Raw genomic sequence first — 24,450 nt, 5'->3', positions numbered from 1 at the left:
TCAACAAATTTGAAGGAGTGTGAGACATGTTCAAACGTAATTTATGGTTTATGTTACTGAGTGTCATGGTATTTGCCCTTGCAGCATGTGGCAACGGAGAGGAAGAGACAGAAGAGGAAACAGGCGGCGAGGCTTCCGGAGATACGGAGATCCAGGTGGCTTCACAGACCATCCCTATGACTGATGTCGTCGAAATTGCCGGAGAAGCAATTGAAGAACCTTACTCGGTTGAAATGGTCGAAGTGGCGGATAATATCCAATATAACGAAGCCCTGTTGAACGAAGAGGTGGATGCGAACTTCGCCCAGCATGAACCGTTCATGGAAATGTTCAATGAGGAACGGGACGGCAATCTCGTCGCTATACAGCCGATCTATAATGCCATTGTGGGTTATTATTCACCTGTCTACGATTCGATGGAAGAGATTGAAGACGGGGCGGAAGTCGCGATTCCAAGTGATGCTACAAATGAAGCCCGTGCATTGATGGTCCTCGAGCAGCATGATCTGATCACTTTGGCGGATGGTGTGACTTATGATGCGACGGTTGATGATATTGAAGAGAACCCCCGTGATTTCACTTTCACTCATGTGGACCTTTTGAATCTGACTTCAGCATATGAAGATGGGGTCGAACTCGTCTTCAACTACCCGACGTATATCGACAGTATCGGGCTGACGCCGGATGATGCTGTATTTTTGGAGGAAGATGAAGACAACACTTTCGCAATCACTCTGGTCGCACGTGAAGACAATCAGGATTCAGAAGAGATTCAGGCGCTTCAGGAAGCATTCACTTCAGATGAAGTATATGAATTCCTATCCGACCTTGAAGAAGAGGGACACTTGGAGCCCGCTTTCGAACCTGGAGAATAACCAAAAATGCCAACGTTATTTTATAACGTTGGCATTTTTTCATATCTTCAGTTCGTACTGCTCGGCGAGCTTTGCTTTGAAGAGCTTGGTGTAAATATCCGTGATGACCGCTTCAAGACGTGCATTATGGATGCTGTCCATATCATGCATACGTATCACCGTGAGTCTGACGTCATTTGATTCCAGCAGCTGTGCAAAACCTTCATCTTTCCTGAAATCCGTCTTCAGCTGTTTGAAGATGTTCTCCCTGCTGTTGCCGACGATGAACAGGTCACCATCTTTGAAGAGCATGTAAATGCCTTTCAGCTGGTGGGCACGTTGTATATCATAAGCTGACTTCAAATCATTCCTCAATTTCTTAAAATCGATTGAACGGCTGTTGTTCTTGTTGATGATCGTTAATTTAAAATCTTCCATATGGCTCTTTTCCCAGATTCTGCCCAGGTCGCACGCATATTTAGCAATGATCGATTTCATCAGTTTCTTGTCTTCCAAATATTCCTTCACCATTTCATCACCTCATTTATAATACTGTACTTCGAATCCCGGTAAAAGTCATTCAATAAAACCCGGGTTCTCAATATCCCGGAAGGTGTTCCGTATCATACAGTCACTTGTACTTTATCCCGCCTGACAGGTGGATAAACTGGAAGGTGATGATTTAAGGCAAAATAAAAGCCATGGCAATTGATGCCACGGCTTGCCTCTTATTTGCGGAAAGTCTCAAGGAAGCTTAAAGTGTTCAGGCTGAAGAACTTAAGTGCACCTTTCGTTTCCTCAAAGCTGTCACCTGATTTATAATGCTTGAATATCGCTGCCCCGAGTACAATGTTCATCATTATGATTCCGATTCTTACAAGTGTCTTGCTGAATAATGTAAAGAACAGCAGTGCACCGCCGATGGCCTCAAAGTAACCTGCGGCTTTCATCTGCGTGCTGTCGACATTGAACTTTTCTTCAAAATCCTCCCCGAGTTCACCATCATTCTGGATTTTCTGAAGCCCGTTATCAAACATGTTCTTTCCGACGTAAAAGTTGACTACGTGACGAAGCATAATGAAACCTCCTATTGAATGTGTTAATTACCCATACCCGATATCGGCACTGATAATTTATATTAACATGATATAATTTTAAATACTCATTATCAAACTTCGAATGCAGAGAATCTGCAGAATGTCAGAAGGTCGCATGTATACTTTACACAATTATAATAAAAGTATGGCAAATGTGTTGTTTTTCACTAAAAACGGTGTAATATCACCATTATTTCAGTTATTTTCCCAATTTTTGGTTTGTGATAATTGAACCAACTAACTATAATGGTACATATTGAATAACTTTCATTGATTGAACTTTCACATTGAAGTTTGAAATTTCACATTAATGAAAGCCTTTTTATAAAAAGTTTGGAGGAGTTTATAATCGATCAGTTAATAGGTATAGGACTTTTACTGTTGATTTTGGTGTTTTTCAGCCTGTTTACATATTATGCGCCATACGGCAGCGAAGTGATGAGCGCTTTGGCTGCAGCTGCAATTGCGACGTTCCTGGTGGAAGCGCTTCAAGGATATGTGATAGGTGACATTTTTGCATTGGATTTCTTTAAGGAGACGGGTACGGTCGCCGGAACATTGGCAGGCGTCATCGTCGCCATGCTTGTCGGTTTGAAAATGGGCGTAAATCCTCAGAACTCTGCAATACTTGCAGTCGCTTTCGGGGAAATCGGCCTGATACCTGCATTATTTGCAGCCTACCTGGTTGCGTTTCTTATAAAATTCTTACAGGAGAAAGTATCTCTCGGAATGGATTTTATTCTGGTCATCCTTTTTGCTGTACCACTGGCAAGATGGTTCGGCCAGCTGATCACACCGCTTGTTGACGGATCATTGCTGAGGATTGGTGCGATCATTGAACTTGCCATGGATGCAAGCCCGTTGATCATGGGACTCATGCTCGGCGGAATAGTGACGGTCGTTGGTACATCACCACTCAGTTCCATGGCATTGACAGCAATGCTCGGCCTGACGGGTGCACCGATGGCAGTTGCCGCTTTATCCGCATTCGGTTCAGCTTTCATGAACAGTACATTGCTCCACAAGCTTAAGATCGGGGAACTGAAATCGGTCATTTCAATTGCGATTGAACCATTATCGAAGGCCGATCTGGTCACGTCAAACCCGATACCGATTTATACGACGAACTTTGTCGGCGGTGCCTTGAGCGGGATTATCATCGCATATTCCGGCATGATTAATAATGCGCCCGGAACAGCAGCCCCTACACCTGGACTGCTCGTGATGTTCGGATTCAACCCTGCAGGCCAGGTACTGCTCTATGCAGCTATCTGTGCCGTCATCTGTTTCCTGGTGGGCCTTGCCGGAAGCTATGCTTTCAGGAACTTCCCTATCAAAAACAGTGAAGTCCTGCCGGCGGATCAGAGCTTTGCAAGTGCCAAGTCAGCGAAGAAATATTAATGAGTCAATGATTGGAAGCATACAGGTATTTGGCCTGTATGCTTCTTTTTTATGCAGGCCGCCGGAAGCTAAATGATATTATATTGAAATTGAAGCTGATATAATATTTTCGAGGAGTGATATGTATGTCGATATATGATATCGAGGTTAAAAAGACGGATGGCACCACTTATAAGCTTGAGGAATATAAGGGACGGCCCATGCTGATCGTCAATACAGCAAGCAAATGCGGTTTTGCAGGCCAGTTCGACGGTCTTGAGAAACTGTACCAGGATCATAAAGAGGATGGCCTCGTCGTTCTTGGTTTCCCAAGCAACCAGTTCGGTAATCAGGAACCGGGCAGTGCTGAAGAGGCTGAAGAAAGCTGCAGGCTGAACTACGGAGTGACGTTTCCGATACATGAAAAGATAGATGTCAACGGAGAGGATGCACACCCGCTCTATGATTATTTGAAGTCTTCCAAAAAAGGGTTGTTTACAGATAATATAAAATGGAACTTCACTAAATTCCTGGTGGATAAAAATGGGGAAGTGGTGGAGCGGTTCTCACCTAAGACCAAGCCGGAAAGCATCGAAGAGGATATAGAAAAAGTTTTATAATGGTATGCATTACAGTCGGTAAATGCATGATATCAAGGCTTCAGGCCCTCAAGAACTTTGGCTGTAATGCTCATGTATCATCTATGAAATACTGCCTCCATTAAAAAAAACATGCTGATGTTTCCCGTGAAACATCAGCATGTTTTGATTATTTGTAAATATAATTGATGACTTCGATCGCCTGGTCCACGGTCTCCACCGTGACATCCGCTTTGTTGGATAATTCCTTCAGCGCATGGATTGCGCTTTCAGGTCTGATGATGATCAGCGGCTTTCCAAGGTTTATAGCTGTAGTTGCGTCCATCGTCGTGTTCCATTGCTTATATTTCTCACCATATAATGCAATGACGAAGTCTGCCTTATTCATCAGGACACTTGTTCTGAAATTGTTGATGCTGGATGCGGCATCATCTTTGTAGTAGGAACCGGGCTGTTCACCAAGTATGTTTTCACCGATATTGTCCGACAGGTCATGATCGGTCTGCGGACCCACGAAATTCAATTTGAGGCCTTTTTCTTTTGATTTCTGAATAACTTCCCCGCGCCAGTCATCATGAATCTGCCCTGCGAGATAAACTGTAAACTCCATCAATCATTTCCTCCTTAAAACTCATGTTATACATACTCTACTATAATTATGGTAACATATGAATTGAAATGAATCGTTTGATAAGGATGTGGCATAATGAAAGTTGCACTGTTTGATTTTGACGGTACACTGTACCCGGATGAAACATTTGATATTCTGATTGATAAGATTAAAGGCCATCCTGACTATAAAAATATCTATAAGAAATTTTTCAGAGACTTCGCTCCCATTTATATCGGCTACAAGATGAAGCTTGTGCCTAAACTGACAATGCAGAACAAAGCATTGGAAAAATATATCCAGGCATTCAAAGGAATGAACCAACAGGAAATAGAGAGGTTTTTCCATGAGATTGCAGAAACGATGGCAGCTGACCTGCGCCCTGATCTTGTCGGCCGGCTGCGGAAGCTGAAGCAGGAGAACTATTATATCGTTTTAGTGTCCGGTGCATTTATGCCGTTGCTGGAAGGTGTGTTCAAATCGGAGCATGTCGATCATATATTCGGCTCGGTCATCCATTACACGAATGGAAAACTTGATCATAAGAAACGCTTCAGCAGACTGCATTCGGATAAGAAAGTCGAAATGCTCATGAACCATTTCAAAGACAGTAAGGTGAACGTCGACTGGAAGAACAGCATGGCCTTCAGTGACAGTTATTCGGATATAAAGATGCTGGAATTGGTGGGTAATCCGGTTGTCGTGGAGCCGGATGAAAAGCTGTTGAAAGTAGCAACAGAAAAAAATTGGCAAATATACAATTAAGGAGTGTTTAATAATGGATTTGACAACGATTGACGAATATGAATTATATCCGACTGAAAAGCTCGGACCTGCACTTCAGGGCACTTTATTGTACAAGGTCGGAGAGCAGACGGAGTTTGAAGGTGCCTATATCACAACAAGTGAACGTCTTATTATGAGCGTGGATATGAACGGCGAACCATACAAGCGTGTATTCAGCTATCAGGACATCGTCAGTGTCTTCGTGGAAAGGGATGCTTTATTCCTCGAATTCCCGCAGGGCATGGGCAAGATGGCGATGGTTAATATCACTAAAGGCGACAGAGATGAATTTGTCCAGTTCGTTGATGAAAAATTAAACTGATTAAAAGAGTCCCTGCAGGGACTCTTTTTTAATTAGTATGTCACATTGGATAATCTGTATAACCTGATCGTATGAAAACCCTTTATTCATTCAGGCAAAAGGAGTATAATGTATTAATGATAAAAGATTCTAAAAATACGACCTTCTGTCATTTTTATGTCGGAAAGTGTCAAAGTATTCAAAAGGAGAGCTCGAACAGTTATGAGTCATTCAAATGATAAAAAAGAGATCATCTTAATCGGCAGCGGCATCATGAGCGCGACGCTCGGCACCATGATCAAACAGTTAAATCCTGATTGGAAGATCAAGGTTTTTGAAAGATTGGACAGCCCGGGGCAGGAAAGCTCGGATGCATGGAATAATGCAGGGACAGGGCATTCCGCCTTATGCGAGATGAACTACACACCCGAGATGGCGGACGGATCACTCGATATAAGCAAGGCTGTGAAAATTAATGAACAGTACCAGATATCGAAGCAATACTGGGCATTCCTTGTAGAACAGGGGATACTGGAAACACCTGAAAACTTCATAAAACTGGTTCCGCATTTAAGCTTTGTGGAAGGCCGGAAAAATGTGGAGTTCCTGAAAAAGCGGGTTGAAAGCCTCTCAAAGAATCCGTTATTTGAAGGCATGGAGTTTGCAGATGATTATGAAACTCTGGAAGAGTGGCTGCCGTTGATGATGGAAGACCGTGTACCGGGACAGGAAATTGCTGCAACGAAGATTGATACGGGGACAGACGTCAACTTCGGTGCCTTATCACGCAAACTGATCTCTCTCATGGAAGAGGAAGGTGCCGAGGTCCACTACAACCACAGTGTCGAAAACTTTAAACAGAGGGATGACGGCAGATGGCAGGTGGAAGTGGAAGATCTGGAGACCGGCCAGAAAGAATTCCATATCAGCGATTTCGTATTCATCGGTGCGGGCGGTAACAGTCTGCCGCTGCTTCAGAAGACGGGCATAGAGGAATCCAAAAATATCGGAGGTTTCCCGGTGAGCGGCATGTTCCTTGTATGCAGGGATGAAGAGATCGTCAACAAGCATAATGCCAAAGTATACGGAAAAGCGAAGATCGGTGCGCCTCCTATGTCGGTGCCGCATCTGGATACACGATATATAGACGGAGAAAAAAGTCTTTTATTCGGACCGTTCGCCGGTTTTTCTCCGAAGTTTCTTAAGACAGGTTCCTACTTTGACCTTATTAACTCTGTGAAGCCCTATAATGTGCTCACGATGCTCTCAGCCGGCGCAAAAGAACTTGGATTGACCAAATACCTCATACAGCAGGTGCTGCTTTCCAATGAAGCACGCATGGAAGAACTGAGGGAGTTCATACCAAGTGCGAAAGATGAAGACTGGGAACTGACCGTAGCCGGTCAGCGTGTACAGGTGATAAAGGATACAGATGAGAAAGGGAAGGGGACACTGCAGTTCGGTACCGAGGTTATAACGTCATCAGATGGCACTGTAGCTGCACTCCTTGGCGCCTCCCCGGGTGCATCCGTATCGGTGGAAGTGATGCTGGACATACTGAAGCGTTGTTTCCCTGAAGATTACAGAAGCTGGGAAGATAAAATCAAAGAGATGATTCCTTCATACGGCATCAAGTTATCGGAGCACCCTGAAAAATTTCAGGAGATACATGAGCATACTTCCAAGTTGTTGAAGCTCTATTCCGATGAAGACAGTGTCTTGTTGAGTTAAAAAGAAGCGGTTCATATGAACCGCTTCTTTTTTTATGCATTCAATCATTTATGCTTTCAGCCAGTGCATTATCGAGGTCGTCCCTGATGTCTTCATACGATTCTGTCCCGACGGACAGCCGTATCAGGTGCCGGTCGATGCCTCTTGCATCCAGAGCCTCAGCCGGCATGTCTGCATGCGTCTGGGTAATGGGGAATGTGATGAAAGTCTCCGTCCCCCCAAGACTCTCAGCAAATGTGCATAATTTGACATTTTCCAGAAGCCTGCCGACATCATAGTTCTTTTTCAGCCTGAGGCTGAGCATTCCTGTATACCCGGAATAAAGTACTTCACTGACAGCTGTATGGTCACTGAAATGATCTGCAAGGGCTCTTGCATTTTCCTGGGCGCGTTCAATCCTCAAATGCAGGGTTTTTAAACCTCTGATCAAGAGGTAACTGTCGATCGGGGATAATGTTGCCCCAATCATATTATGGAAAGCTGCAAGCTTGTCAGCCAAAGATTCATCGTTTACCGTTACAACGCCACCCAATACATCGTTATGGCCACCGATATACTTTGTAGCGGAATGCAGCACGATATCAGCACCCATTTCAAGGGGGCGCAAGAGGTAAGGTGTCAGGAAAGTATTATCTATAATGCTTAAAATACCATTGTTTTTTGCAATATCAATCAATTCTTCCAGAGGCGCTCTGATCATGGAAGGGTTTGTTATCGGCTCTATGAAGAAGGCTTTTGTATTTTCACTCATATGCGCCTTGACGTCTTCAAGCTTGTTGAAGTCGACATATTTGAAAGCTATATTATACTGTTCTGTATAGAAATCAAACAGCCTGAACGTACCCCCGTATAAATCGAAGCTCACAAGGATTTCGTCCCCGGGCCTGAACAAGTTGCACACCAGCTGCACTGCTGCCATGCCACTCGAAGTGGCAAGAGAATGGCTGCCGCCTTCCAATTTGGCGAAAGCCTCTTCAAACTGGCTCCTTGTCGGGTTTTTTGTACGTGTGTAATCAAACCCTGTCGATTCGCCGAGCGCCGGGTGCTGATACGCTGTGGCAAGATATATCGGGTTCGAGGTGGCACCGGTATGATCATTCACTAATGATAATTGGGAAAGTATAGTATCCATTAAATACCTCCGGATTCTGAAATTTGAAGATTGGAATCAATGTTATAAATAATTCGATTTAAAGTCAATAAGGTGAAGGGGGCAACTTCAATCAAAGTGAAAAATTATAGTATAATTAACGCTATGAGGGCAGTGGTTTGAATGCTGCATGATTTTTCAAATGATATTTCATGAATGGTTGAAATAACGCCTAAAAAGGCTTTAAATCAATGTTCTTAATCACTTATAACGGCGGTCGCACATGTGTTATAATAGCGATACTTTTAGAAATAATGGATTAAAGGATGGTTATTATCCAGTAATGCCGTTATAATAAGTATTAACGTTTAAAGCGGAGGTAATGTAATGAAAGAACTCAATCAGTCTGTATATTATACGACGGCCCAGGTTACGGAACTAGTGGAACTGTCCGATCAGAATGTGAGGAAGTACGTCAGACTCCTCGAAGACAGAAAGTATGAAGTTGCAAAAGATGAGCATAACAGGAGGCTGTTTTCAGCAAATGATGTTCTGATACTCCGGGAATTGATTAAAAAAGCCAAGAAACCGGGGTATACCCTTGAGTCTGCTGCAGATGAAATCATGGGGGAAATCAATGAAATCATATCTGGTGCATCTCATAAAATGGTGCCGGCAAATGATAATGATGAAGTCAGGGAAATGTTCAGCCACGTCATTTCAAGACTGGATGATATCCAGGAGGAAAATCGTGAATTAAAGCGTAATATCCGTAACCTGGTTGAAAGGCTCGAGCGTTATGATGAGAATAACGCACAACGTTACATAGGGTATGCGAGCACCCTGGAAAACACTGGACTGTCTGAACCTTACAAAGATGATTCCAATACGGGTTCAGCGCCTGATGAGAGTGATCAGGAAGAAGTCGTTCATGCAGCAGATAAAGATGATTCAGGTGACGTTTCGGAAGAAGAAAAGAACGCTTCAATGGACGATACAAATGAATCTCCTGCCACGGATGCTGAAGATGCCAAGAACAATGAAAAAAGAGCACCTTCAGTTAGTGAAACCCCGGACAGGAAGAATGTCGATATGAGTGATTACAGCAGTGCCGGCGGCTCAGGAGAGAATGCAGACGATGAACCGGCAAGTGAGGAAAAAGAAAAGTCAGATGATGCTTCACGTGATAAAGGCGGCTTCCTGGACGGCCTGTTAAAAATATTCAGGAAGTAGAGAGGTTTTGAAGACGAAAGTAAAACGACCCGGAAATGAATTTCCGGGTCGTTTTTATATTCATTATATCAGATGCTTAATTCATTTAATGCACATTGCCGCATGTCACTGCAAGCAATGCTTTGATCGTGTGCATCCTGTTTTCAGCCTGATCGAAGACTTTTGAAGCCGGGCTTCTGAAAACATCATCCGTAACTTCCATTCCATTCACGCCGAACTTTTCATAAGCAAGTTTACCGACATCAGTGGCAGTGTCATGGATGGCAGGCAGACAATGGAGGAAAATAGCATCCGGATTGCCGCTCATATCCATAAGCTCCTGATTCACCTGGTATTCAGACAGCAGGTTGAACCTTTCTTCAAAAGCATCCTCTTCACCCATCGAGACCCATACATCCGTGTATACTGCATCACTTCCATACATACCTTCTGCTTTGTCAGCAGTGACTAAAAGCTTGCTGCCGGATTGCTCTGCGATATCATATGCCATTTTTTGCACGGAAAGGGCAGGTTGAAGTGATTCAGGTGCCAGTATGTGGACGTTTGCTCCAAGCATTGCGCCGGTGACGAGCAATGAATGCGCCACGTTATTCCTTCCATCACCCACGAAGGTGATTGTTTTGCCTTCATAAGTTCCGAAATTTTCTTTGATGGTAAGGAAATCTGCAAGCATCTGCGTCGGATGCCAGTCATCAGTCAATGCATTCCAAACCGGTATGTCGGAATATTCACCAAGTGCTTCGACGGTGGACTGCTCGCTGCCTCTGTAAGCAATGCCGTCGAACATGCGTCCAAGTACTTTGGCGGTATCTTCCACAGATTCCTTCGAGCCCAGCTGGATATCGTTCTTGTTCAGATATTCAACATTCGCGCCGAGCTTTGTTGCTGCGACCGTGAATGCCGAACGTGTGCGTGTCGACTGTTTTTCAAAGATCAAAGCGATGTGTTTTCCACTCATGAAACGCTGAGGAATCCCATGTTTTTCTTTGGTTTTAAGATCATCTGCAAGATCGATCAGAACTTCCAGGTCATCTTTGGAAAAATCCACTTCCTTCAAAAAACTTTTACCGTAAAACTCATTTAATTTGATTTGCTTTGCCGCCCCATGTAACCATCTCCTAAAAAGTTAATAATTCATATTATACATATAAAATGCTCATTTGCAAATAAATATTTAATAAAGTGCATAATAATTAGTGTATTATCTGTTTCTCATCGGAAATTGATTGAATTTGCATCAAAAAAAGCAGGACCGGCCGTTCAGTCCTGCTTTCTTCATTGATCGGGCATTTCTAAATCATGCAAATCATGATACCTTCGCCGTGACTCTGTCATCATCTCTTCCATTGTGGCGATATCTTCATCCTTGATTGCCCTGGAAAGCTTTTCAAGCTGGAATGTAAAGTCATCTATATGTTTCTGGAGAAAGTCTTTATTCATGATAAATAGTTCAGGCCATAATTTTTCGTTGATGTTCGTAATTCTGGTAAGGTCCCTGTAGCTGTCACCCGTATATTTCTTGGTGTTCCGGTCAGCATCATCACTGTTGATCAGGGAGATGGCGATGACATGTGCGAGCTGGCTTGTAAAACCGATGACCTCATCATGGAATTCCGGTGAAATCTCGGAAATGTTACGGAAGCCCAGCCCTTTTATGAATCCTTTAAGGAATTCGATGTTTTCTTTTTTATTTCTCTCAGTGGGAGTGATTAAATAATTCGCACCTTTGAAAACTTCGCTGCTTGCATATTTCAAACCGCGGTTTTCACGCCCAGCCATCGGATGACCAAAGATGAAGTCGACTTCCGGAGGCAGTTTTTCTTCTATCTCTGCGATGATTTTCCTTTTGACGCCGGTGACATCCGTTATGATGGCATTGTCACGGAAAAGGGAATAGTACTGGTCAATGATATCCACGATGACCCTGGGATAAACTGCAAAAATGATCAGATCCGCTTCCGGTATGATATCTTTCGGATCGGTGAATCCCTTTTTGATCAGCTGCTCTTTTTCCGCGAGTGAGAGTGCCTCTTCATCCACATCGATGGCATAGACGTTGTGGCCGCCCCCGCCCTCCCGGATGGCCTCGGCAAAAGAACCTCCAATATTTCCGAGGCCGATGATGACTATGTTCATAGAATTCCTCCAATATGATTATAATTGTGAGTATATAGTGAAATGGTGGATACGACAAGATTTTTAAAAATCTGAACATTTTAATATTTAAGGTTGACAAATAAATCACAACCCAATATAATGGCAATCAACACATTACAAATTGGAGCGGTTATCATGTTGAACTCAATTCTTCAACAACAGAATAATAATCCGTATTACTTTAGCTATTTTTGATACCGTTTGTACCCATCATTGTGTACAAACGTAAAACTCATCAAAGTTTGTATCAGTGATGGCTAAAGCATTTTGTAATGTCTAGCCATTTATAAATAAGTGGCTGGAGGCACGGACTTTTATATTATTTCACCAACTGCCACTTATCTATTTATATAGGTGGCAGTTTTATTTTTAAAATTATTGGGAGGTTTTTGTATGATCATTCATGTGACACATGATGCAAAAGAAAGTGAGATTCAAACGCTGGTTTCAAATATCGAGAGTGCAGGTTTCCGCGCTCACCGTTCCGACGGGGAAAGAAGGACAATCATCGGTCTTATCGGTGATACATCCCGTGTAGACGAAAATGACTTCAAAAAATACAGGATAGTGAAGTCTGTATTCAGAATACAGTCGCCTTACAAGAAAGCGAACAGACGCTTCCATGAAGATGACAGTGTCATCGATATAGATGGCGTGAAAGTTGGCGGCAGCCATTTCATGGTATGTGCCGGACCATGTTCGGTCGAGAATGAAGAGGATACGGTAGAGCTTGCGAAAGCTTTGAAAGATGCTGGTGCGAACACTTTAAGAGGTGGCGCATTCAAGCCGCGTACATCCCCGTACAGCTTCCAGGGTCTTGGCATCGAAGGACTGCGCATCCTGAACACTGCCAAGCAGGAAACGGGTCTGCCGATTGTATCTGAATTGATGGGCACAGAGCATATCGACGATTTCGTCGAAATGGTGGATGTCATCCAGGTGGGTGCACGTAACATGTCGAACTTCGACCTGTTGAAAGCACTCGGACAGACGAAAAAACCTGTACTTCTTAAGCGCGGCATGTCTGCAACAATCCAGGAGTGGCTGATGTCTGCAGAGTACATCATGGCCGGCGGAAATGACAATGTCATCTTCTGTGAACGCGGCATCCGTACATTCGAAACTGCGACAAGAAACACGCTTGACCTTCAGGCCGTGCCGGTGATCCAGAAGGAATCACATCTGCCGATCGTCATCGACCCGTCGCATGCTGCAGGAACAAGATACGTCATTCCTTCCATGGCAAAAGCGGCTACAGTTTCTGGTGCAAACGGACTTCAGATAGAAGTTCACCAGGATCCGGAAAATGCATGGAGTGACGGCCAGCAGTGCCTGACACCTGCAGAATTCAAAGATCTGATGCAGCACATCAACATCCTTGCCGAAATGGAAGGCAAGACGATCACAAACGAAACAATCGTCCAAAAATAATGATTAAGGAGGAGTCCCCATGAGCAGACACGAAGAATTGCGCAGGGAGATAGATGAAATTGACCGGGAGTTAATGCGCTTGTTTGAAAAAAGAATGCAAGTGTCAGAGGAAATTGCCCAGTATAAGTACTCACATGACATCGCGGTATTCGATTCATCGCGTGAAAAAGAAGTGATTGCCAAAAATGTATCTTTGATTGAAAAGCAGGAGTTAAAACTTTATGGTGAACTATTCATCAAAAATCTCATGGGACTCTCCAGGAAGCATCAGAACGACAGCATCAATCATATGAAAGTTTCCCAAAAATGATAAAAAAGAGCACAGGCCGCCGGCCTGTGCTCTTCTTATTTTCCAAGGTCATTCAAGTCGTAATAAGTGTTCTGGTAAGTCTCGTTCAGCCAGTTGTTGAATAAAAGGTGACCGTGCGACTTCCAGTTGAAGTATGGCGGATTGTTTGAGTCATCATCCGGGAAGTAGTTATGCGGCATCCCTGTATCCAGCCCTTTTTCTACATCTCTTTCATACTCGGTCCGCAGCGTATCCCTCTCATACTCCAAGTGGCCGAATATATACAAGTCCCTGCTGTCCGAGGTGCTCAAGATATCCGGGCCGAAATCCGGATGGACCGACAGCACCTTCAGATCCGGGTGCTGATCAAGTGTAGAAAAGTCCATCCTTGTATGCCTCGACTGCGGAACTTCAAACTGATCATCGAACCCTCTCATCAAAGGATGTGAAGGCAGGATGTTCTTATACTTGAAGATGCCGAACAGCTTGCTCGGCAGCGTGATCTTGTCGAAATCGTAATAATAGTTGAGGGCGAACTGTGCGCCCCAGCAGATGAAGAACCTGGAAAACACATGGGTTTCCGACCATTTTAAAATCTCTTCAAGCTCCTCTATATAATCCACCTGGTTGAAATCGAGTTTTTCCACCGGTGCGCCAGTAATGATCATCCCGTCAAAGCGTTCGTCTTTGATTTCATCCAAAGTGCGGTAAAATTTCTGGAGATGACTTGTCGGCGTGTTCTTGCTTTTATGTGTTTCTGTATATAAAAACTCTATATCGACCTGTAAAGGTGTATTTCCGAGCAGTCTCAGCAGATGGAGCTCTGTCTCTTCCTTCTTTGGCATCAGGTTCAATATGACGATGCGCAGTGGGCGGATGTCCTGGGTCATCGCCCTGGAAGCGTCGATCGTGAAGACATTTTCCGCTTCCAGTCTTGTTTTTACAGGTAATCCTTCAATTATTTTTATTGGCATTAAATCGCATCCAGACCTTTATTGATATCCTCTATTATATCATCTATATGCTCAAGTCCGACAGAGAGACGCACCGTCTCAGGCTTGACGCCGCCTTCCACCTGCTGCTCTTCGGTCAGCTGGGAATGTGTTGTTGAAGCGGGATGGACGACAAGCGACTTCGCATCACCGACATTGGCAAGGAGTGAGAACAGCTCGAGTGCTTCTATGAATTTCTTGCCTGCCTCGTATCCGCCTTTCACACCGAAAGTGAAGATTGAACCGGCACCTTTCGGCAGGTACTTTTCCTGGAGTGACTTATAAGGGCTGTCCTGGAGGCCTGCAAAGTCCACCCACTCCACCTTTTCATGCTGTGATAAATATTCAGCGACTTTCTGTGCATTTTCAACATGCCTTTCCATTCTTAAGGATAATGTCTCGACGCCCTGTGTGAGCAGGAACGAGTTGAACGGTGAAATCGCTGCACCTGTATCACGAAGCAGGGTCGTCCTGACCTTATATGCAAATGCCTGGTCACCGAACGTGTCCGCAAAGACGAGGCCGTGATAAGAATTGTCAGGCTCGCTCATGCCCGGGTATTTTCCATTTTTCCAGTCGAAGTTGCCGCCGTCCACAATGATTCCACCGATGGAAGTGCCGTGACCGCCCAAGAATTTCGTTGCAGAATGCACGACGATGTTTGCGCCGTGTTCGATCGGACGGCATAGGTAAGGTGTCGCAAAAGTATTGTCGACGATCAGTACGATGCCGTTATCCTGTGCGATTTTGGCAAGTGCTTCAAGATCTTCGATGTTGCCTTCAGGGTTGCCGATTGTCTCCACGAAAATCGCTTTCGTATTATCCTTGATTTCACGTGAAACGTCGTCCGGGTTCTTTGTATTGACGAGTGTCGCGTCAATGCCGAACTTCTTTAGCGTATGCGTGAAGAGTGTATGTGTGCCGCCGTAAAGGCTCGTTGTGGAGATGATGTGGTCACCTGAATCCGCAACTCCCTGGACGGCGTAAGTGATTGCCGCCATACCTGAAGCGACTGCGAGTCCCGCCGTGCCGCCTTCGAGATCTGCGATTCTTGTCTCAAGTGCTGCAGTCGTCGGGTTGGTGATGCGTGTATAAATGTTGCCGGCTTCCGACAGGCCGAAAAGGTTGGCACCGTGCTCCGGATTGTCAAAAACATAGGAAGTCGTCTGGTATATCGGCAGTGCGCGTGAATTGGTCTCGGAATCGACCACCTGGCCGGAATGCAGTTGTTTTGTTTCGAACTTGAAATCTTTGGACATGAATAATTTCCTCCCTGGATAAAAAATAAAGAGTCCGCCGAATTCAGCAGACTCTGATCTGCTCATCTCCCGGGGGATCCCCGGCTGGAATTGGCACCTTACTTAAAAGGTTGCCGGACTTCATCGGGCCAGTTCCCTCCGTCACTCTTGATAAGCCATATTCAATATTGCGTCTAATATTACAATTTAAAGCGTCGTCTGTCAAATATTTTTATAAAATTATAAATTGTTCGACAGGCCCATCCGGACCGTCCCCGTACCGCCCGGCGTTATTCCAAAAAGACATCACTTCCAAATGTACTTCAACAGCTTTTGGAACTTCCTGTAATTCGGATAGCGCAGGGGAATGTCAAACAGAGTCGTCTGATGCAGAATGCTTTTCTCGTGGGTGAAAGTATCGAAGGAATAACGCCCGTGATATTTCCCCATACCACTGTGGCCACGGCCTCCGAAAGGCAGATGAGGTGTTGCGAGATGGAACATTGTATCGTTGACCGCACCACCCCCGAAAGGGATGTTTTCAATGATGTGGCGCGCTGCACTGCGGTCTTCGGTGAATACGTATAATGCCAGCGGATCCGGCATATCCCTGATGTCAATCATCGCCTTCTCCAGATCATCAAAGCCGAGCACCGGCAGTACCGGTCCAAAGATTTCCTCTTTCATCGCCGGATGGCTGAAGTCTGCATTTTGAATGATCGTCGGTTCGATCATGCGCTTCGATTTATGGCTGCGGCCGCCGTATGCGATATCACCCTCGATATAACCATGGACACGTTTGAAATGCCTGTCATTGATGATTTGCATATAATCTTCCGACTCGAACTCCTTGTTATAGAATTTGTGGGTGTAGTGCTTCAGGTGTTTGACAAGCTGATCCTTGATCCTGTTGTCGGCATATACATAATCCGTGGCGACGCATGTCTGGCCGGCATTCATGAATTTGCCCCAGACGATCCTTTTCGCCGCGAGCTTGAGATTTGCATCCTTCATGACGATGCTCGGAGATTTGCCGCCCAGTTCGAGCGTCACGGGGGTCAGATGCTTTGAAGCGGCTTCCATGACGATTTTACCGACCTGTGAACTGCCGGTATAGAAGATGTAGTCGAATGGAAGGTCCAGCAGCTGCTGGTTCGTCTCTATGCCGCCTTCAATCGTCGTGACATACTTTTCGGGAAAGGCGGAGGCGATGATGCGGGATATGGTGCCTGAAACATTCGGTGTATGCTCCGAAGGTTTCAATATCGCCGTATTGCCGGCACTAAGCGCCCCGACGAGCGGTGCCATCGCAAGGTTGAAGGGATAATTCCACGGTGAGATGATGAGTGTGACACCAAAGGGCTCTTTATAGATTGTGGATTTCGCACCGAAATGGGTGACCGGCGTCTTCACATCCACCGGGGCCGCCCAATCCTTCAGGTTTTCAATATGGAAATTGATCTCGCTGTAGATGATGCCGATTTCCGTCAGGAACGCATCGCTTTCATTTTTGTTGTAGTCGGCCCTCATCGCGGAAAAAATTTCGTTTTCGTGCAGTTTTATCGCATCTTTCAGTTGTTTCAGTGCCTTTATGCGGGTAGGGATGGCAAATGTATCCTTGGTCTGGAAAAATTGTTTTTGTTTATGGAATACAGATTCATACATAAAAATCACTCCTCACGCATATTGTACCCGATTAAACGGGAAATAATTAAGGCAGAATAGATTGCTTTTTAGGTGAAAGGGCGTATACTTAAGAGACTTCAAGGATAAGGGTGATGCATATGATCCACGAGCTGAATATATTCGGCGGCAGTCTGACCAGTTACCAGCTTAGCGAAGCATTGGAAATACCCATTGATCAGGTACAGAGCATTTTGGATGGCAACATGTCGTTGGAGGAGTTATGCCCTGAGATTCTGGAAAAAGTCCATCATTTGGAAGGGGCTTTATTCGGCCGCGTGAAGAAATAGTTGAATGTGTTCAGCATATTCTTGCAGTATGTGGATTATATGGTATAATTAATTATTAGTACTCTTCGATACTGATAAGGAAGGTGACTTTATGAGCACAGAATTAAACCTTTCACTACTTGTGGAAAAATTAACCCCATACCAGATCAGCCAAGCCGTAGGTATCGATATCGAACTTGCGCAGAAATTGGTCGATGAAGAAGTCACACTTGCTGAATTACCCTATGATGTCTATGATAAATTGGAAGAACTGAATAGTAAGTTAATGAATTGAGACTTTTAAAGTCTCTTTTTTTTACATCCTTTGATGTATGGGAATATATGGCGCCTAAATGGTATGATGAATGTAATAAATATTTTGATAAAGGAGCCAGCTTATGAATCTGCTGATCATTTCCGGGAGTCCGTTCCCGGGTTCAAGTGCTGCTTTTCTTGCTGAAGAAATAAAAGCCCAGATTGAACAGCCTGAAAACCATGTTGAAATCATAGATCTGTGTCAATGGAATATCCCGCTTCTCGGTTCTCCGCCGACTGAAGACCTTGAAGAATTCAAGACCATCGCAAGGGAAGCGGATGCAATCATCATCGGCACACCGAACTACCATACTTCATTTTCCGGCATTTTAAAAAATGCACTGGATCATCTGTCATTCGATCAGTTCGAGGGCAAGCCGGTCGCATTGTACTGCACGAGCGGCGGCATGCGGAACACCGACCCGCTGGCCCAGCTCCGGATAGTGATGAGGGGGCTGCATGCGCTGGCCGTGCCGACCCAGGTCTGTGCAAGCAGCGGGGATTATCAAAAGAACGAGAAAGGCGAGTATGCCCATCTCAGTGAGGAGATGAAGCAGAGGATCGGGAAGATGATTGATTCTCTAATAGATCTCGCGACGATGACGAAAAGTAAGCATCACATTTGATGCTTACTTTTTTGATGTTTAAGTTGTAATATAAGAGTATTCATTTTTGTAAAGGATAAAGGCCATGTTCAGGGAAAATAAAGATGATTTACCATTATTGATACTCAGTCTGATTATGGGGGTGTTCGTGATCACTTTCATATTTTCAGAGACCACGGGAGATGACAGGAATCGTTCGCCGTATACTTTTGATGAGGCGGTCGCCCTCCAGCTCGACAAAAATACCCAGGATGTGACCATCCAGGATGGCCGGCTGACGGAGGCCGGGGAAGAACAGATCAGGCATTATATGCAGACGGCTGAAGATTATTATCCGCTGCAGCACCTCGACCTGAGACAGAAGGTGGACGTGGATGCAGGTACTTTGAATGAGATTCTGGAGGGCAGGGGTATCCTTGAAGGGTACGGGGAAACATACCTCGAGGCCCAGGACGCCCATGATATCAACGTGCTGTATTTGATCAGCCATACACAGATCGAGACCGGTAACGGTGCATCCGAGCTCGCCCGGGGCATAGAAGCGGACGGCACGACATATTACAACTTTTTCGGCATCGGGGCTTTTGACCGGCAGGCGGTGGAAGCGGGCTCGAGCTATGCGGCTGAAGAAGACTGGTCATCCCCTGAACGCGCGATCATGGGCGGTGCGGAATTCATCAGCCGGAACTATGTGAATAACGGTCAGCATACTCTCTATAAAATGCGGTGGAACCCGCATGAACCCGGTACACACCAGTATGCGACCGATATCAGCTGGGCAGTCAGTATCGCCGGTATAATGGCATCATATTATGATGATTATGCACTTCAGACCGGTGATTTCAAATTCACGAAATACCGGGAAGAATAATGGACGGCACTATAAAAGCCGGATGCGGAAACCTTATGAAAAGGCTTCTGCATCCGGCTTTTTAAGTGGTTCAGGTTATTCTCATCATTTTAAAAATCCGTGCGCTGCCCGGGTGACGTCTCCGGCGCCGGAGATTGCCGAGATCACTGCGATTCCGTCGGCGCCGGCCTCAAGGCACGCTTTATAGTTTGCGTGCGTAATGCCGCCGATCGCAACCATCGGCATGCGCCCGATGTCTTCCCGCATCCGCCGGAGTCCCGCGGTGCCTATGGCCGCCCCCGCATCATCTTTCGACTGTGTGGGGAATACAGGACCGGTGCCGATATAGTCGACATTCCTGAGGTCACTTAAAGCGAGCTCCTCCGGACTGCCGACGGAGAGCCCGATGATTTTCCGGTCGAACCACCGGGGCAGATCTGCTGGCTTTATATCATCCTGCCCGATATGGATGCCGTCGGCATCCACCTCCATCGCGAGATCCGCATCATCATTCACAATGAAGGGGATTCCATATTCAGAAGTCAGTGATTTCACCGAAGATGCAAAATCCAAAAGGCTTCTTCCCTCGAGTGCACCGGGCCCTTTTTCACGGAGCTGGAACATCGTGACGCCGCCTTCGAGCGCCTGCCTGATCACATCCAAGCTGGCCGCAGCATCGCCCTGTGCCGAACCGTATATGAAGTAAAGCCTTAAATCCATCTTATTCATGCTGCCTGATGTCCTTTTCTGAAAGCAGTGCGTCATCATTCAAATAGAGGGCATCTATGAAACCCGTCCTGAATGTCGCGGGTCCCGGATTCTGCCCGGCAGCGGACTCGGCGCATAAGTTGTAGTAGCTCACCGCATCGAGGGCGCCGTCGGTGAGCCCGTCACTTCTTGAGATGAAGGCAAGCATGACCGCACCGAGCAGACAGCCCGAGCCGGTGATCCTACCCTGCAGCCCATTTCCGTTGTGGAACGTATACCGGCGTGTGCGTGTGACGAGTGCATCCGTTTCCCCGGTGACCAGCGCCGGTATGTTCAGAGCTTCAAATGCGGCTTCGGCAATTTCGAGTGCATCCCCGGCATCTGTGGAATCAACGCCCCGGGAAGTGCTCTCAAGGCCGGCGAGTGCCATCATTTCACTCTGGTTCCCTTTGATCAGCGTGAACTCATATTTTTCGATCAGTTCATCCACCAGGTTCCTTCTGAAGTTCGAAGCGGCATAGCCGACCGGGTCGAGCACCAGAGGCACATTGTTTTTATTCGCTGCTTCCGCCATTTCAAACATGAGCTCTTTCTTGTGCATGTCAGCAGTCCCTATATTGATCAGCAGACCGTCCGCGGCCTGCATGAGCCCTGCCGCTTCACTCTTCTCCCCGCTCATGATCGGGGAGGCCCCGAGTGCGAGAAGGCCGTTTGCCGTAATGTCTTTTACGACATCGTTTGTAATGCAGACGATGAGCGGCGGATTCCCCCGAAGTTTACTTAAAGTCTTCATATCATTCATTCCCCCTTATATGCGAAATGGTTGACCGGACCCTGGCCCCGGCCGATTTCCGGTGTCTTCCTTATTGCTTCCGTTATATACTTTTTGCCTGTCCGGAACGCATCTTCAAGCGTCCGGCCCTTTGCGATTTCTGCCGTGATGACTGCAGAAAAAGTGCAGCCCGTGCCATGTGTGTGCCCGGTGTCGATCCGCTCAGATGACAATTTCAGGGAATCCCCCCTCTGGAACAGATAATCGACGGCAGCCCCTTTGAGGTGCCCGCCCTTGATGATGACACTCTCCACACCGATTTCCCCCATGAAGATTTTTGCGGCCTTCTCTATATCCGTTTCATTCTCGATGGTGATGCCAGTGAGCTTTTCCGCTTCCGGGATATTCGGCGTCACAGTGGCGGCCAGGGGCAGGAGCGAATCCCGCAGGTAGTCGATGGCACCCTCATCGATCAGGTTGTGCCCCGATGTTGAAATCATGACCGGATCGATGACGAAGGGGATACTTTGTTCATCAGCATACCGCCTGATGACGTGCATCATTTCTTCGGTTGCGATCATGCCGCTTTTCATCGCATGCGGCGCTTCATCGGAAAATATACTGCCGAGCTGTGCATCCAAAAAACCGGCGGGCACATTAAAGACATCCTGCACCCCGAGCGTATTCTGTGCGGTGAGTGAGGTGACCGCTGACATGCCGTAAACACCACGGGATTGAAAAGATTTGATGTCCGCGAGGACCCCGGCACCGCCTGAAGGGTCGGTTCCCGCTATCGTCAGCGCAATAGGTAAAGCACTTGCCATAAATGACCATCCTTCCGTGTTGCAGAATAAAAAGCCCGCTTCCAGCAATATCAACATTGCAGAAGCGGGCTTAGTAATATAAATAACAGCACACACCAAAAGCGCATCATAGTCTATAGATGTATATATTTGGTCAGCTGTCTGATATTCAAGTACTAAACCACTTCCTTACGCTGGTATTATCCAGATCAAGTCGAAGGGATCAGCACTTTCCCGAAGTTCGTTTCCGGAAATATGCTATCTCAGCCAATGCACCCCTAGTGGTACTGTTATTTACTTAATTTCATCATAGATGTGCCGGGCACGTAAGTCAAACGAAGGCTTCGGTATTTTGGAAACCGTCAGCTTTCGGTGATGCGCCATGGATGGGTGTAAACGTTGAATGATTCACCGCGGACGAACCCGACGGCTGTGATGTTCAAGTCATGGGCAAGTCCGATGGCAAGATCGGTCGGTGCAGATTTGCTCAGCACGATGCCCACACCGATTTTTGCAGCTTTGGTCAGCACCTCCGATGAAATCCGGCCGCTGAATACAAGTACTTTGTCCCTGACGGAGATATTATTCTGAACGCAGTAGCCGTACAGTTTATCTAGGGCATTATGCCGGCCGATATCGCCGCGGTGGACGACCGTGCCGTCCGGGGCGCCGAGACTTGCATTATGGATGCCGCCGGTCTCCTTGAAGATCGTGCTCGTCGTCTGCATCTCGATCATCAGTCTGCTGACCTGCTCCGGCGTCAGCGTCGTTTTGCTCATCGACACTTTGGCCGTATCGACATCGTTCTGGAAATAGAACTGCCGGCTCTTACCGCAGCATGAACCGAGGATCCGCTTCGAATACTGGAAGTGGTCTGTCGGTATCGACTTATGCAGTTTGATGTGGCAGAACCCGCCCCTGTCATCAAGATTGAAGGATTTTATATCATTATATGATCTTATGGCGCCTTCGGAAGCGAGGAAGCCGATGACCAGCTCCTCCAGGTGGTCGGGGGAACAGACGAGGGTGACGAATTCTATATCATTTATATATACGGTGAGCGGGAATTCTTCGGCCACCATATCGTCTACATTTGAAAATTGTCCGTCCTGATATCTGACAATTTTCCTTTCTGTTGTAATATTCATAATCTAACCTCTTTAAAAATATTTTCATAAAACCGTCACAATTTTAAATAAACTATTGTCGGGGTTGCCGACAATCTATATAATTCATTATAACAAACAAACACATTTTATATGATAAACATATTCAATGTAAATCTTTAAGCTTATGGGGGAAAAGGGAATGGAAGTGAAAAAAAATCGTTGGTTGATAGCGCTTGCAGCAGTCGGGATCCACATCTCGATTGGATCTGTTTATGCGTGGAGCGTGTTCACCGGTCCGCTCCAGGAATCGATCGGCTGGTCATTGTCTGATGTGTCGTTCACATTCAGTCTGGCCATCTTGTTTTTAGGTCTGTCGGCAGCATTCATGGGGCATTTCGTTGAAAAGTATGGCCCGAGGGCTTCCGGTTTGGTTTCGACATCATTTTTTGCGCTCGGTATGGCAACGGCAGGTTACGCTGTACAGATTGAAAGCTTGTGGATGCTTTATCTGGGCTATGGTGTATTTGGTGGTATCGGACTTGGAATCGGTTACATCACACCTGTATCGACACTCGTCAAATGGTTTCCGGACAGAAGGGGCATGGCAACGGGCCTTGCAATAATGGGCTTCGGCTTCGCTGCGATGATCGCATCACCTGCGATGGAATTCCTGATGAATGCATTCAGCATTCCGGCGACATTCTATATACTTGCAGTCATTTATTTCATAGTGATGCTGGCAGCGAGCCTGTATCTTGAAAGGCCGCCTGAAGGATATATGCCTGAAGGCATGAAGAATACGGATGATTCACCGAAGGAAGTGAAGCAGGATTATGTCCAGCTCACCGCCAACGAGGCGATCAAGACAAGGCGATTTTACTTCCTGTGGCTGATGTTGTTCATCAACGTCACCTGCGGTATCGCAATCCTGGCTGTGGCCAGTCCGATGGCCCAGGAGATCACCGGAATCTCGGTTGCGGCTGCAGCACTCATCGTCGGCATCATGGGTGTGTTCAACGGTGGCGGCAGACTGATCTGGGCATCCATCTCGGATTACATCGGCAGACCGAATCTGTACACAATTTTCTTCGTCATCCAAATCGGTGTCTTTGCAATACTGCCGGCCGTGACGAACGAATACTTATTCGCGATATTACTGTTCATCATGATTTCGTGTTATGGAGGCGGTTTCGCTGCGATACCCGCCTACATCGGAGACATCTTCGGCACCAAACAGCTTGGTGCGATCCACGGCTATATTTTGACCGCATGGGCGGCAGCAGGTCTTGCAGGCCCGCTCATCGTCGCCGAAATCTACGAGGCGACGGCAAGCTATACGTTGACGCTGTATATATTCACGGCAATGTTTGTGGCGGCGCTCGTCATTTCACTGCTTATACGTGCTGACATCAAAAAGATCAGGGAAAGTGCCGGTGAGACAGCGGCGAGTCCGCAAAGTGTACAGGATAAACCGCAGCTGGCTGAGTAAACAACCTTTTTAAACATATGCATTTTATATGATGACCATATTTGATGTAAATCTTAAAG

General features: G+C 46.1%; 27 protein-coding genes and 2 riboswitches. Of the genes, 14 read left to right on the top strand and 13 right to left on the bottom strand.

The features are described 5' to 3' along the window. The first annotated feature begins 26 nt into the window (after window positions 1-26). Complete coding sequence (locus tag LPW40_RS10835) at window positions 27-875, top strand: MetQ/NlpA family ABC transporter substrate-binding protein (RefSeq protein ID WP_230822259.1); 849 nt, start codon at window positions 27-29, stop codon at window positions 873-875. A gap of 39 nt (window positions 876-914) precedes the next feature. On the opposite strand, the gene LPW40_RS10830 is transcribed toward LPW40_RS10835, so the two are convergent. Both LPW40_RS10830 and LPW40_RS10825 read right to left on the bottom strand, forming a co-directional pair. Further along, window positions 915-1,385, bottom strand: coding sequence for a hypothetical protein (locus LPW40_RS10830; RefSeq protein WP_230822258.1), 471 nt, complete (start codon window positions 1,383-1,385; stop codon window positions 915-917). 197 nt (window positions 1,386-1,582) lie between these two features. Then, window positions 1,583-1,930, bottom strand: a complete 348-nt coding sequence (locus LPW40_RS10825; RefSeq protein WP_230822257.1) for a hypothetical protein — start codon at window positions 1,928-1,930, stop codon at window positions 1,583-1,585. A gap of 369 nt (window positions 1,931-2,299) precedes the next feature. Here LPW40_RS10825 and LPW40_RS10820 point away from each other — a divergent pair, with 369 nt between their 5' ends. Together LPW40_RS10820 and LPW40_RS10815 are read left to right on the top strand one after the other, a co-directional pair. Then, window positions 2,300-3,352 (top strand): PTS sugar transporter subunit IIC, encoded by a 1,053-nt coding sequence (locus LPW40_RS10820; protein WP_230822359.1) that lies wholly within the window; start codon window positions 2,300-2,302, stop codon window positions 3,350-3,352. Window positions 3,353-3,477: 125 nt separating this feature from the next. Continuing rightward, window positions 3,478-3,951, top strand: a complete 474-nt coding sequence (locus LPW40_RS10815; protein ID WP_230822256.1) for a glutathione peroxidase — start codon at window positions 3,478-3,480, stop codon at window positions 3,949-3,951. 148 nt (window positions 3,952-4,099) lie between these two features. On the opposite strand, the gene LPW40_RS10810 is transcribed toward LPW40_RS10815, so the two are convergent. Then, window positions 4,100-4,540 carry a YtoQ family protein gene (locus tag LPW40_RS10810; protein ID WP_097040728.1) on the bottom strand — a complete coding sequence of 147 codons (441 nt, stop codon included), beginning with the start codon at window positions 4,538-4,540 and terminating at the stop codon, window positions 4,100-4,102. A gap of 96 nt (window positions 4,541-4,636) precedes the next feature. On the opposite strand from LPW40_RS10810, the gene LPW40_RS10805 reads away from it, so the two are divergent. The 3 genes from LPW40_RS10805 (at window position 4,637) to mqo (ending at window position 7,358) form a co-directional block, all read left to right on the top strand. Further along, the gene (locus LPW40_RS10805) at window positions 4,637-5,305 is read left to right on the top strand and encodes an HAD family hydrolase (RefSeq protein WP_230822255.1); all 669 of its coding nucleotides are present in this window, start codon (window positions 4,637-4,639) and stop codon (window positions 5,303-5,305) included. 13 nt (window positions 5,306-5,318) lie between these two features. Further along, complete coding sequence (locus LPW40_RS10800; protein WP_230822254.1) at window positions 5,319-5,648, top strand: PH domain-containing protein; 330 nt, start codon at window positions 5,319-5,321, stop codon at window positions 5,646-5,648. 201 nt (window positions 5,649-5,849) lie between these two features. Beyond that, a complete protein-coding gene (gene mqo, locus LPW40_RS10795; RefSeq protein ID WP_230822253.1) occupies window positions 5,850-7,358 on the top strand; it encodes a malate dehydrogenase (quinone) in 1,509 nt (502 codons plus the stop codon). A 40-nt stretch (window positions 7,359-7,398) separates the two neighbouring features. On the opposite strand, the gene LPW40_RS10790 is transcribed toward mqo, so the two are convergent. Beyond that, a complete protein-coding gene (locus tag LPW40_RS10790; RefSeq protein ID WP_230822252.1) occupies window positions 7,399-8,490 on the bottom strand; it encodes an aminotransferase class I/II-fold pyridoxal phosphate-dependent enzyme in 1,092 nt (363 codons plus the stop codon). A gap of 345 nt (window positions 8,491-8,835) precedes the next feature. On the opposite strand from LPW40_RS10790, the gene LPW40_RS10785 reads away from it, so the two are divergent. Beyond that, the gene (locus tag LPW40_RS10785) at window positions 8,836-9,681 is read left to right on the top strand and encodes a hypothetical protein (RefSeq protein ID WP_230822251.1); all 846 of its coding nucleotides are present in this window, start codon (window positions 8,836-8,838) and stop codon (window positions 9,679-9,681) included. 85 nt (window positions 9,682-9,766) lie between these two features. Here LPW40_RS10785 and argF read toward each other — a convergent pair whose 3' ends face one another. After that, window positions 9,767-10,771, bottom strand: coding sequence for an ornithine carbamoyltransferase (argF, locus tag LPW40_RS10780; protein ID WP_097040739.1), 1,005 nt, complete (start codon window positions 10,769-10,771; stop codon window positions 9,767-9,769). Between the two features lie 185 nt (window positions 10,772-10,956). Beyond that, window positions 10,957-11,817, bottom strand: a complete 861-nt coding sequence (locus LPW40_RS10775; RefSeq protein ID WP_097040741.1) for a prephenate dehydrogenase — start codon at window positions 11,815-11,817, stop codon at window positions 10,957-10,959. Between the two features lie 414 nt (window positions 11,818-12,231). Here LPW40_RS10775 and aroF point away from each other — a divergent pair, with 414 nt between their 5' ends. After that, entirely contained in the window at window positions 12,232-13,269 is a 1,038-nt protein-coding gene (gene aroF, locus LPW40_RS10770) for a 3-deoxy-7-phosphoheptulonate synthase (RefSeq protein ID WP_230822250.1), read from the top strand. A 19-nt stretch (window positions 13,270-13,288) separates the two neighbouring features. Then, complete coding sequence (locus tag LPW40_RS10765; RefSeq protein ID WP_230822249.1) at window positions 13,289-13,579, top strand: chorismate mutase; 291 nt, start codon at window positions 13,289-13,291, stop codon at window positions 13,577-13,579. A 35-nt stretch (window positions 13,580-13,614) separates the two neighbouring features. Here LPW40_RS10765 and LPW40_RS10760 read toward each other — a convergent pair whose 3' ends face one another. The 3 genes from LPW40_RS10760 to LPW40_RS10750 all read right to left on the bottom strand — a co-directional run bounded on the left by LPW40_RS10760 (window position 13,615) and on the right by LPW40_RS10750 (window position 17,453). Next, entirely contained in the window at window positions 13,615-14,532 is a 918-nt protein-coding gene (locus LPW40_RS10760; protein ID WP_230822248.1) for a homoserine O-succinyltransferase, read from the bottom strand. Continuing rightward, a complete protein-coding gene (locus tag LPW40_RS10755; protein WP_230822247.1) occupies window positions 14,532-15,809 on the bottom strand; it encodes an O-acetylhomoserine aminocarboxypropyltransferase/cysteine synthase family protein in 1,278 nt (425 codons plus the stop codon). The genes LPW40_RS10760 and LPW40_RS10755 overlap by 1 nt, the downstream gene beginning before the upstream one ends. A 59-nt stretch (window positions 15,810-15,868) precedes the next feature. Then, window positions 15,869-15,966: riboswitch (SAM riboswitch) on the bottom strand. Between the two features lie 128 nt (window positions 15,967-16,094). Beyond that, the gene (locus LPW40_RS10750; protein WP_230822246.1) at window positions 16,095-17,453 is read right to left on the bottom strand and encodes an aldehyde dehydrogenase; all 1,359 of its coding nucleotides are present in this window, start codon (window positions 17,451-17,453) and stop codon (window positions 16,095-16,097) included. Window positions 17,454-17,572: 119 nt separating this feature from the next. Between LPW40_RS10750 and LPW40_RS10745 the strand changes: the two genes are divergently transcribed. The 4 genes from LPW40_RS10745 (at window position 17,573) to LPW40_RS10730 (ending at window position 19,531) form a co-directional block, all read left to right on the top strand. Beyond that, entirely contained in the window at window positions 17,573-17,761 is a 189-nt protein-coding gene (locus LPW40_RS10745) for a hypothetical protein (RefSeq protein ID WP_230822245.1), read from the top strand. Between the two features lie 91 nt (window positions 17,762-17,852). Further along, window positions 17,853-18,035, top strand: a complete 183-nt coding sequence (locus LPW40_RS10740) for a hypothetical protein (RefSeq protein WP_230822244.1) — start codon at window positions 17,853-17,855, stop codon at window positions 18,033-18,035. Window positions 18,036-18,138: 103 nt separating this feature from the next. Next, a complete protein-coding gene (locus tag LPW40_RS10735) occupies window positions 18,139-18,681 on the top strand; it encodes an NADPH-dependent FMN reductase (protein WP_230822243.1) in 543 nt (180 codons plus the stop codon). A gap of 64 nt (window positions 18,682-18,745) precedes the next feature. Beyond that, window positions 18,746-19,531 carry an N-acetylglucosaminidase gene (locus LPW40_RS10730; protein WP_230822242.1) on the top strand — a complete coding sequence of 262 codons (786 nt, stop codon included), beginning with the start codon at window positions 18,746-18,748 and terminating at the stop codon, window positions 19,529-19,531. Between the two features lie 84 nt (window positions 19,532-19,615). Here the strand turns inward: LPW40_RS10730 and thiE are convergent, their stop codons facing one another. From thiE to fdhD, 4 genes are all read right to left on the bottom strand, one after another. Next, entirely contained in the window at window positions 19,616-20,230 is a 615-nt protein-coding gene (thiE, locus tag LPW40_RS10725; protein WP_230822241.1) for a thiamine phosphate synthase, read from the bottom strand. A 1-nt stretch (window position 20,231) separates the two neighbouring features. Next, window positions 20,232-21,011 (bottom strand): hydroxyethylthiazole kinase, encoded by a 780-nt coding sequence (gene thiM, locus LPW40_RS10720; protein ID WP_230822240.1) that lies wholly within the window; start codon window positions 21,009-21,011, stop codon window positions 20,232-20,234. A gap of 5 nt (window positions 21,012-21,016) precedes the next feature. Further along, the gene (gene thiD / locus LPW40_RS10715; protein ID WP_230822239.1) at window positions 21,017-21,814 is read right to left on the bottom strand and encodes a bifunctional hydroxymethylpyrimidine kinase/phosphomethylpyrimidine kinase; all 798 of its coding nucleotides are present in this window, start codon (window positions 21,812-21,814) and stop codon (window positions 21,017-21,019) included. A gap of 148 nt (window positions 21,815-21,962) precedes the next feature. Beyond that, window positions 21,963-22,083, bottom strand: a riboswitch (TPP riboswitch). A 72-nt stretch (window positions 22,084-22,155) separates the two neighbouring features. Beyond that, complete coding sequence (fdhD, locus tag LPW40_RS10710; RefSeq protein WP_230822238.1) at window positions 22,156-22,941, bottom strand: formate dehydrogenase accessory sulfurtransferase FdhD; 786 nt, start codon at window positions 22,939-22,941, stop codon at window positions 22,156-22,158. Between the two features lie 160 nt (window positions 22,942-23,101). Here fdhD and LPW40_RS10705 point away from each other — a divergent pair, with 160 nt between their 5' ends. Further along, window positions 23,102-24,391, top strand: coding sequence for an L-lactate MFS transporter (locus LPW40_RS10705; protein ID WP_230822237.1), 1,290 nt, complete (start codon window positions 23,102-23,104; stop codon window positions 24,389-24,391). Window positions 24,392-24,450 lie beyond the last annotated feature (59 nt).

Source organism: Salinicoccus halitifaciens (assembly GCF_021026095.1).
In the GTDB taxonomy this organism is placed as follows: domain Bacteria; phylum Bacillota; class Bacilli; order Staphylococcales; family Salinicoccaceae; genus Lacicoccus; species Lacicoccus halitifaciens.
The sequence above is the reverse complement of the archived record's forward strand: the minus strand, read 5'-3'. Positions and strand labels throughout refer to the sequence as shown.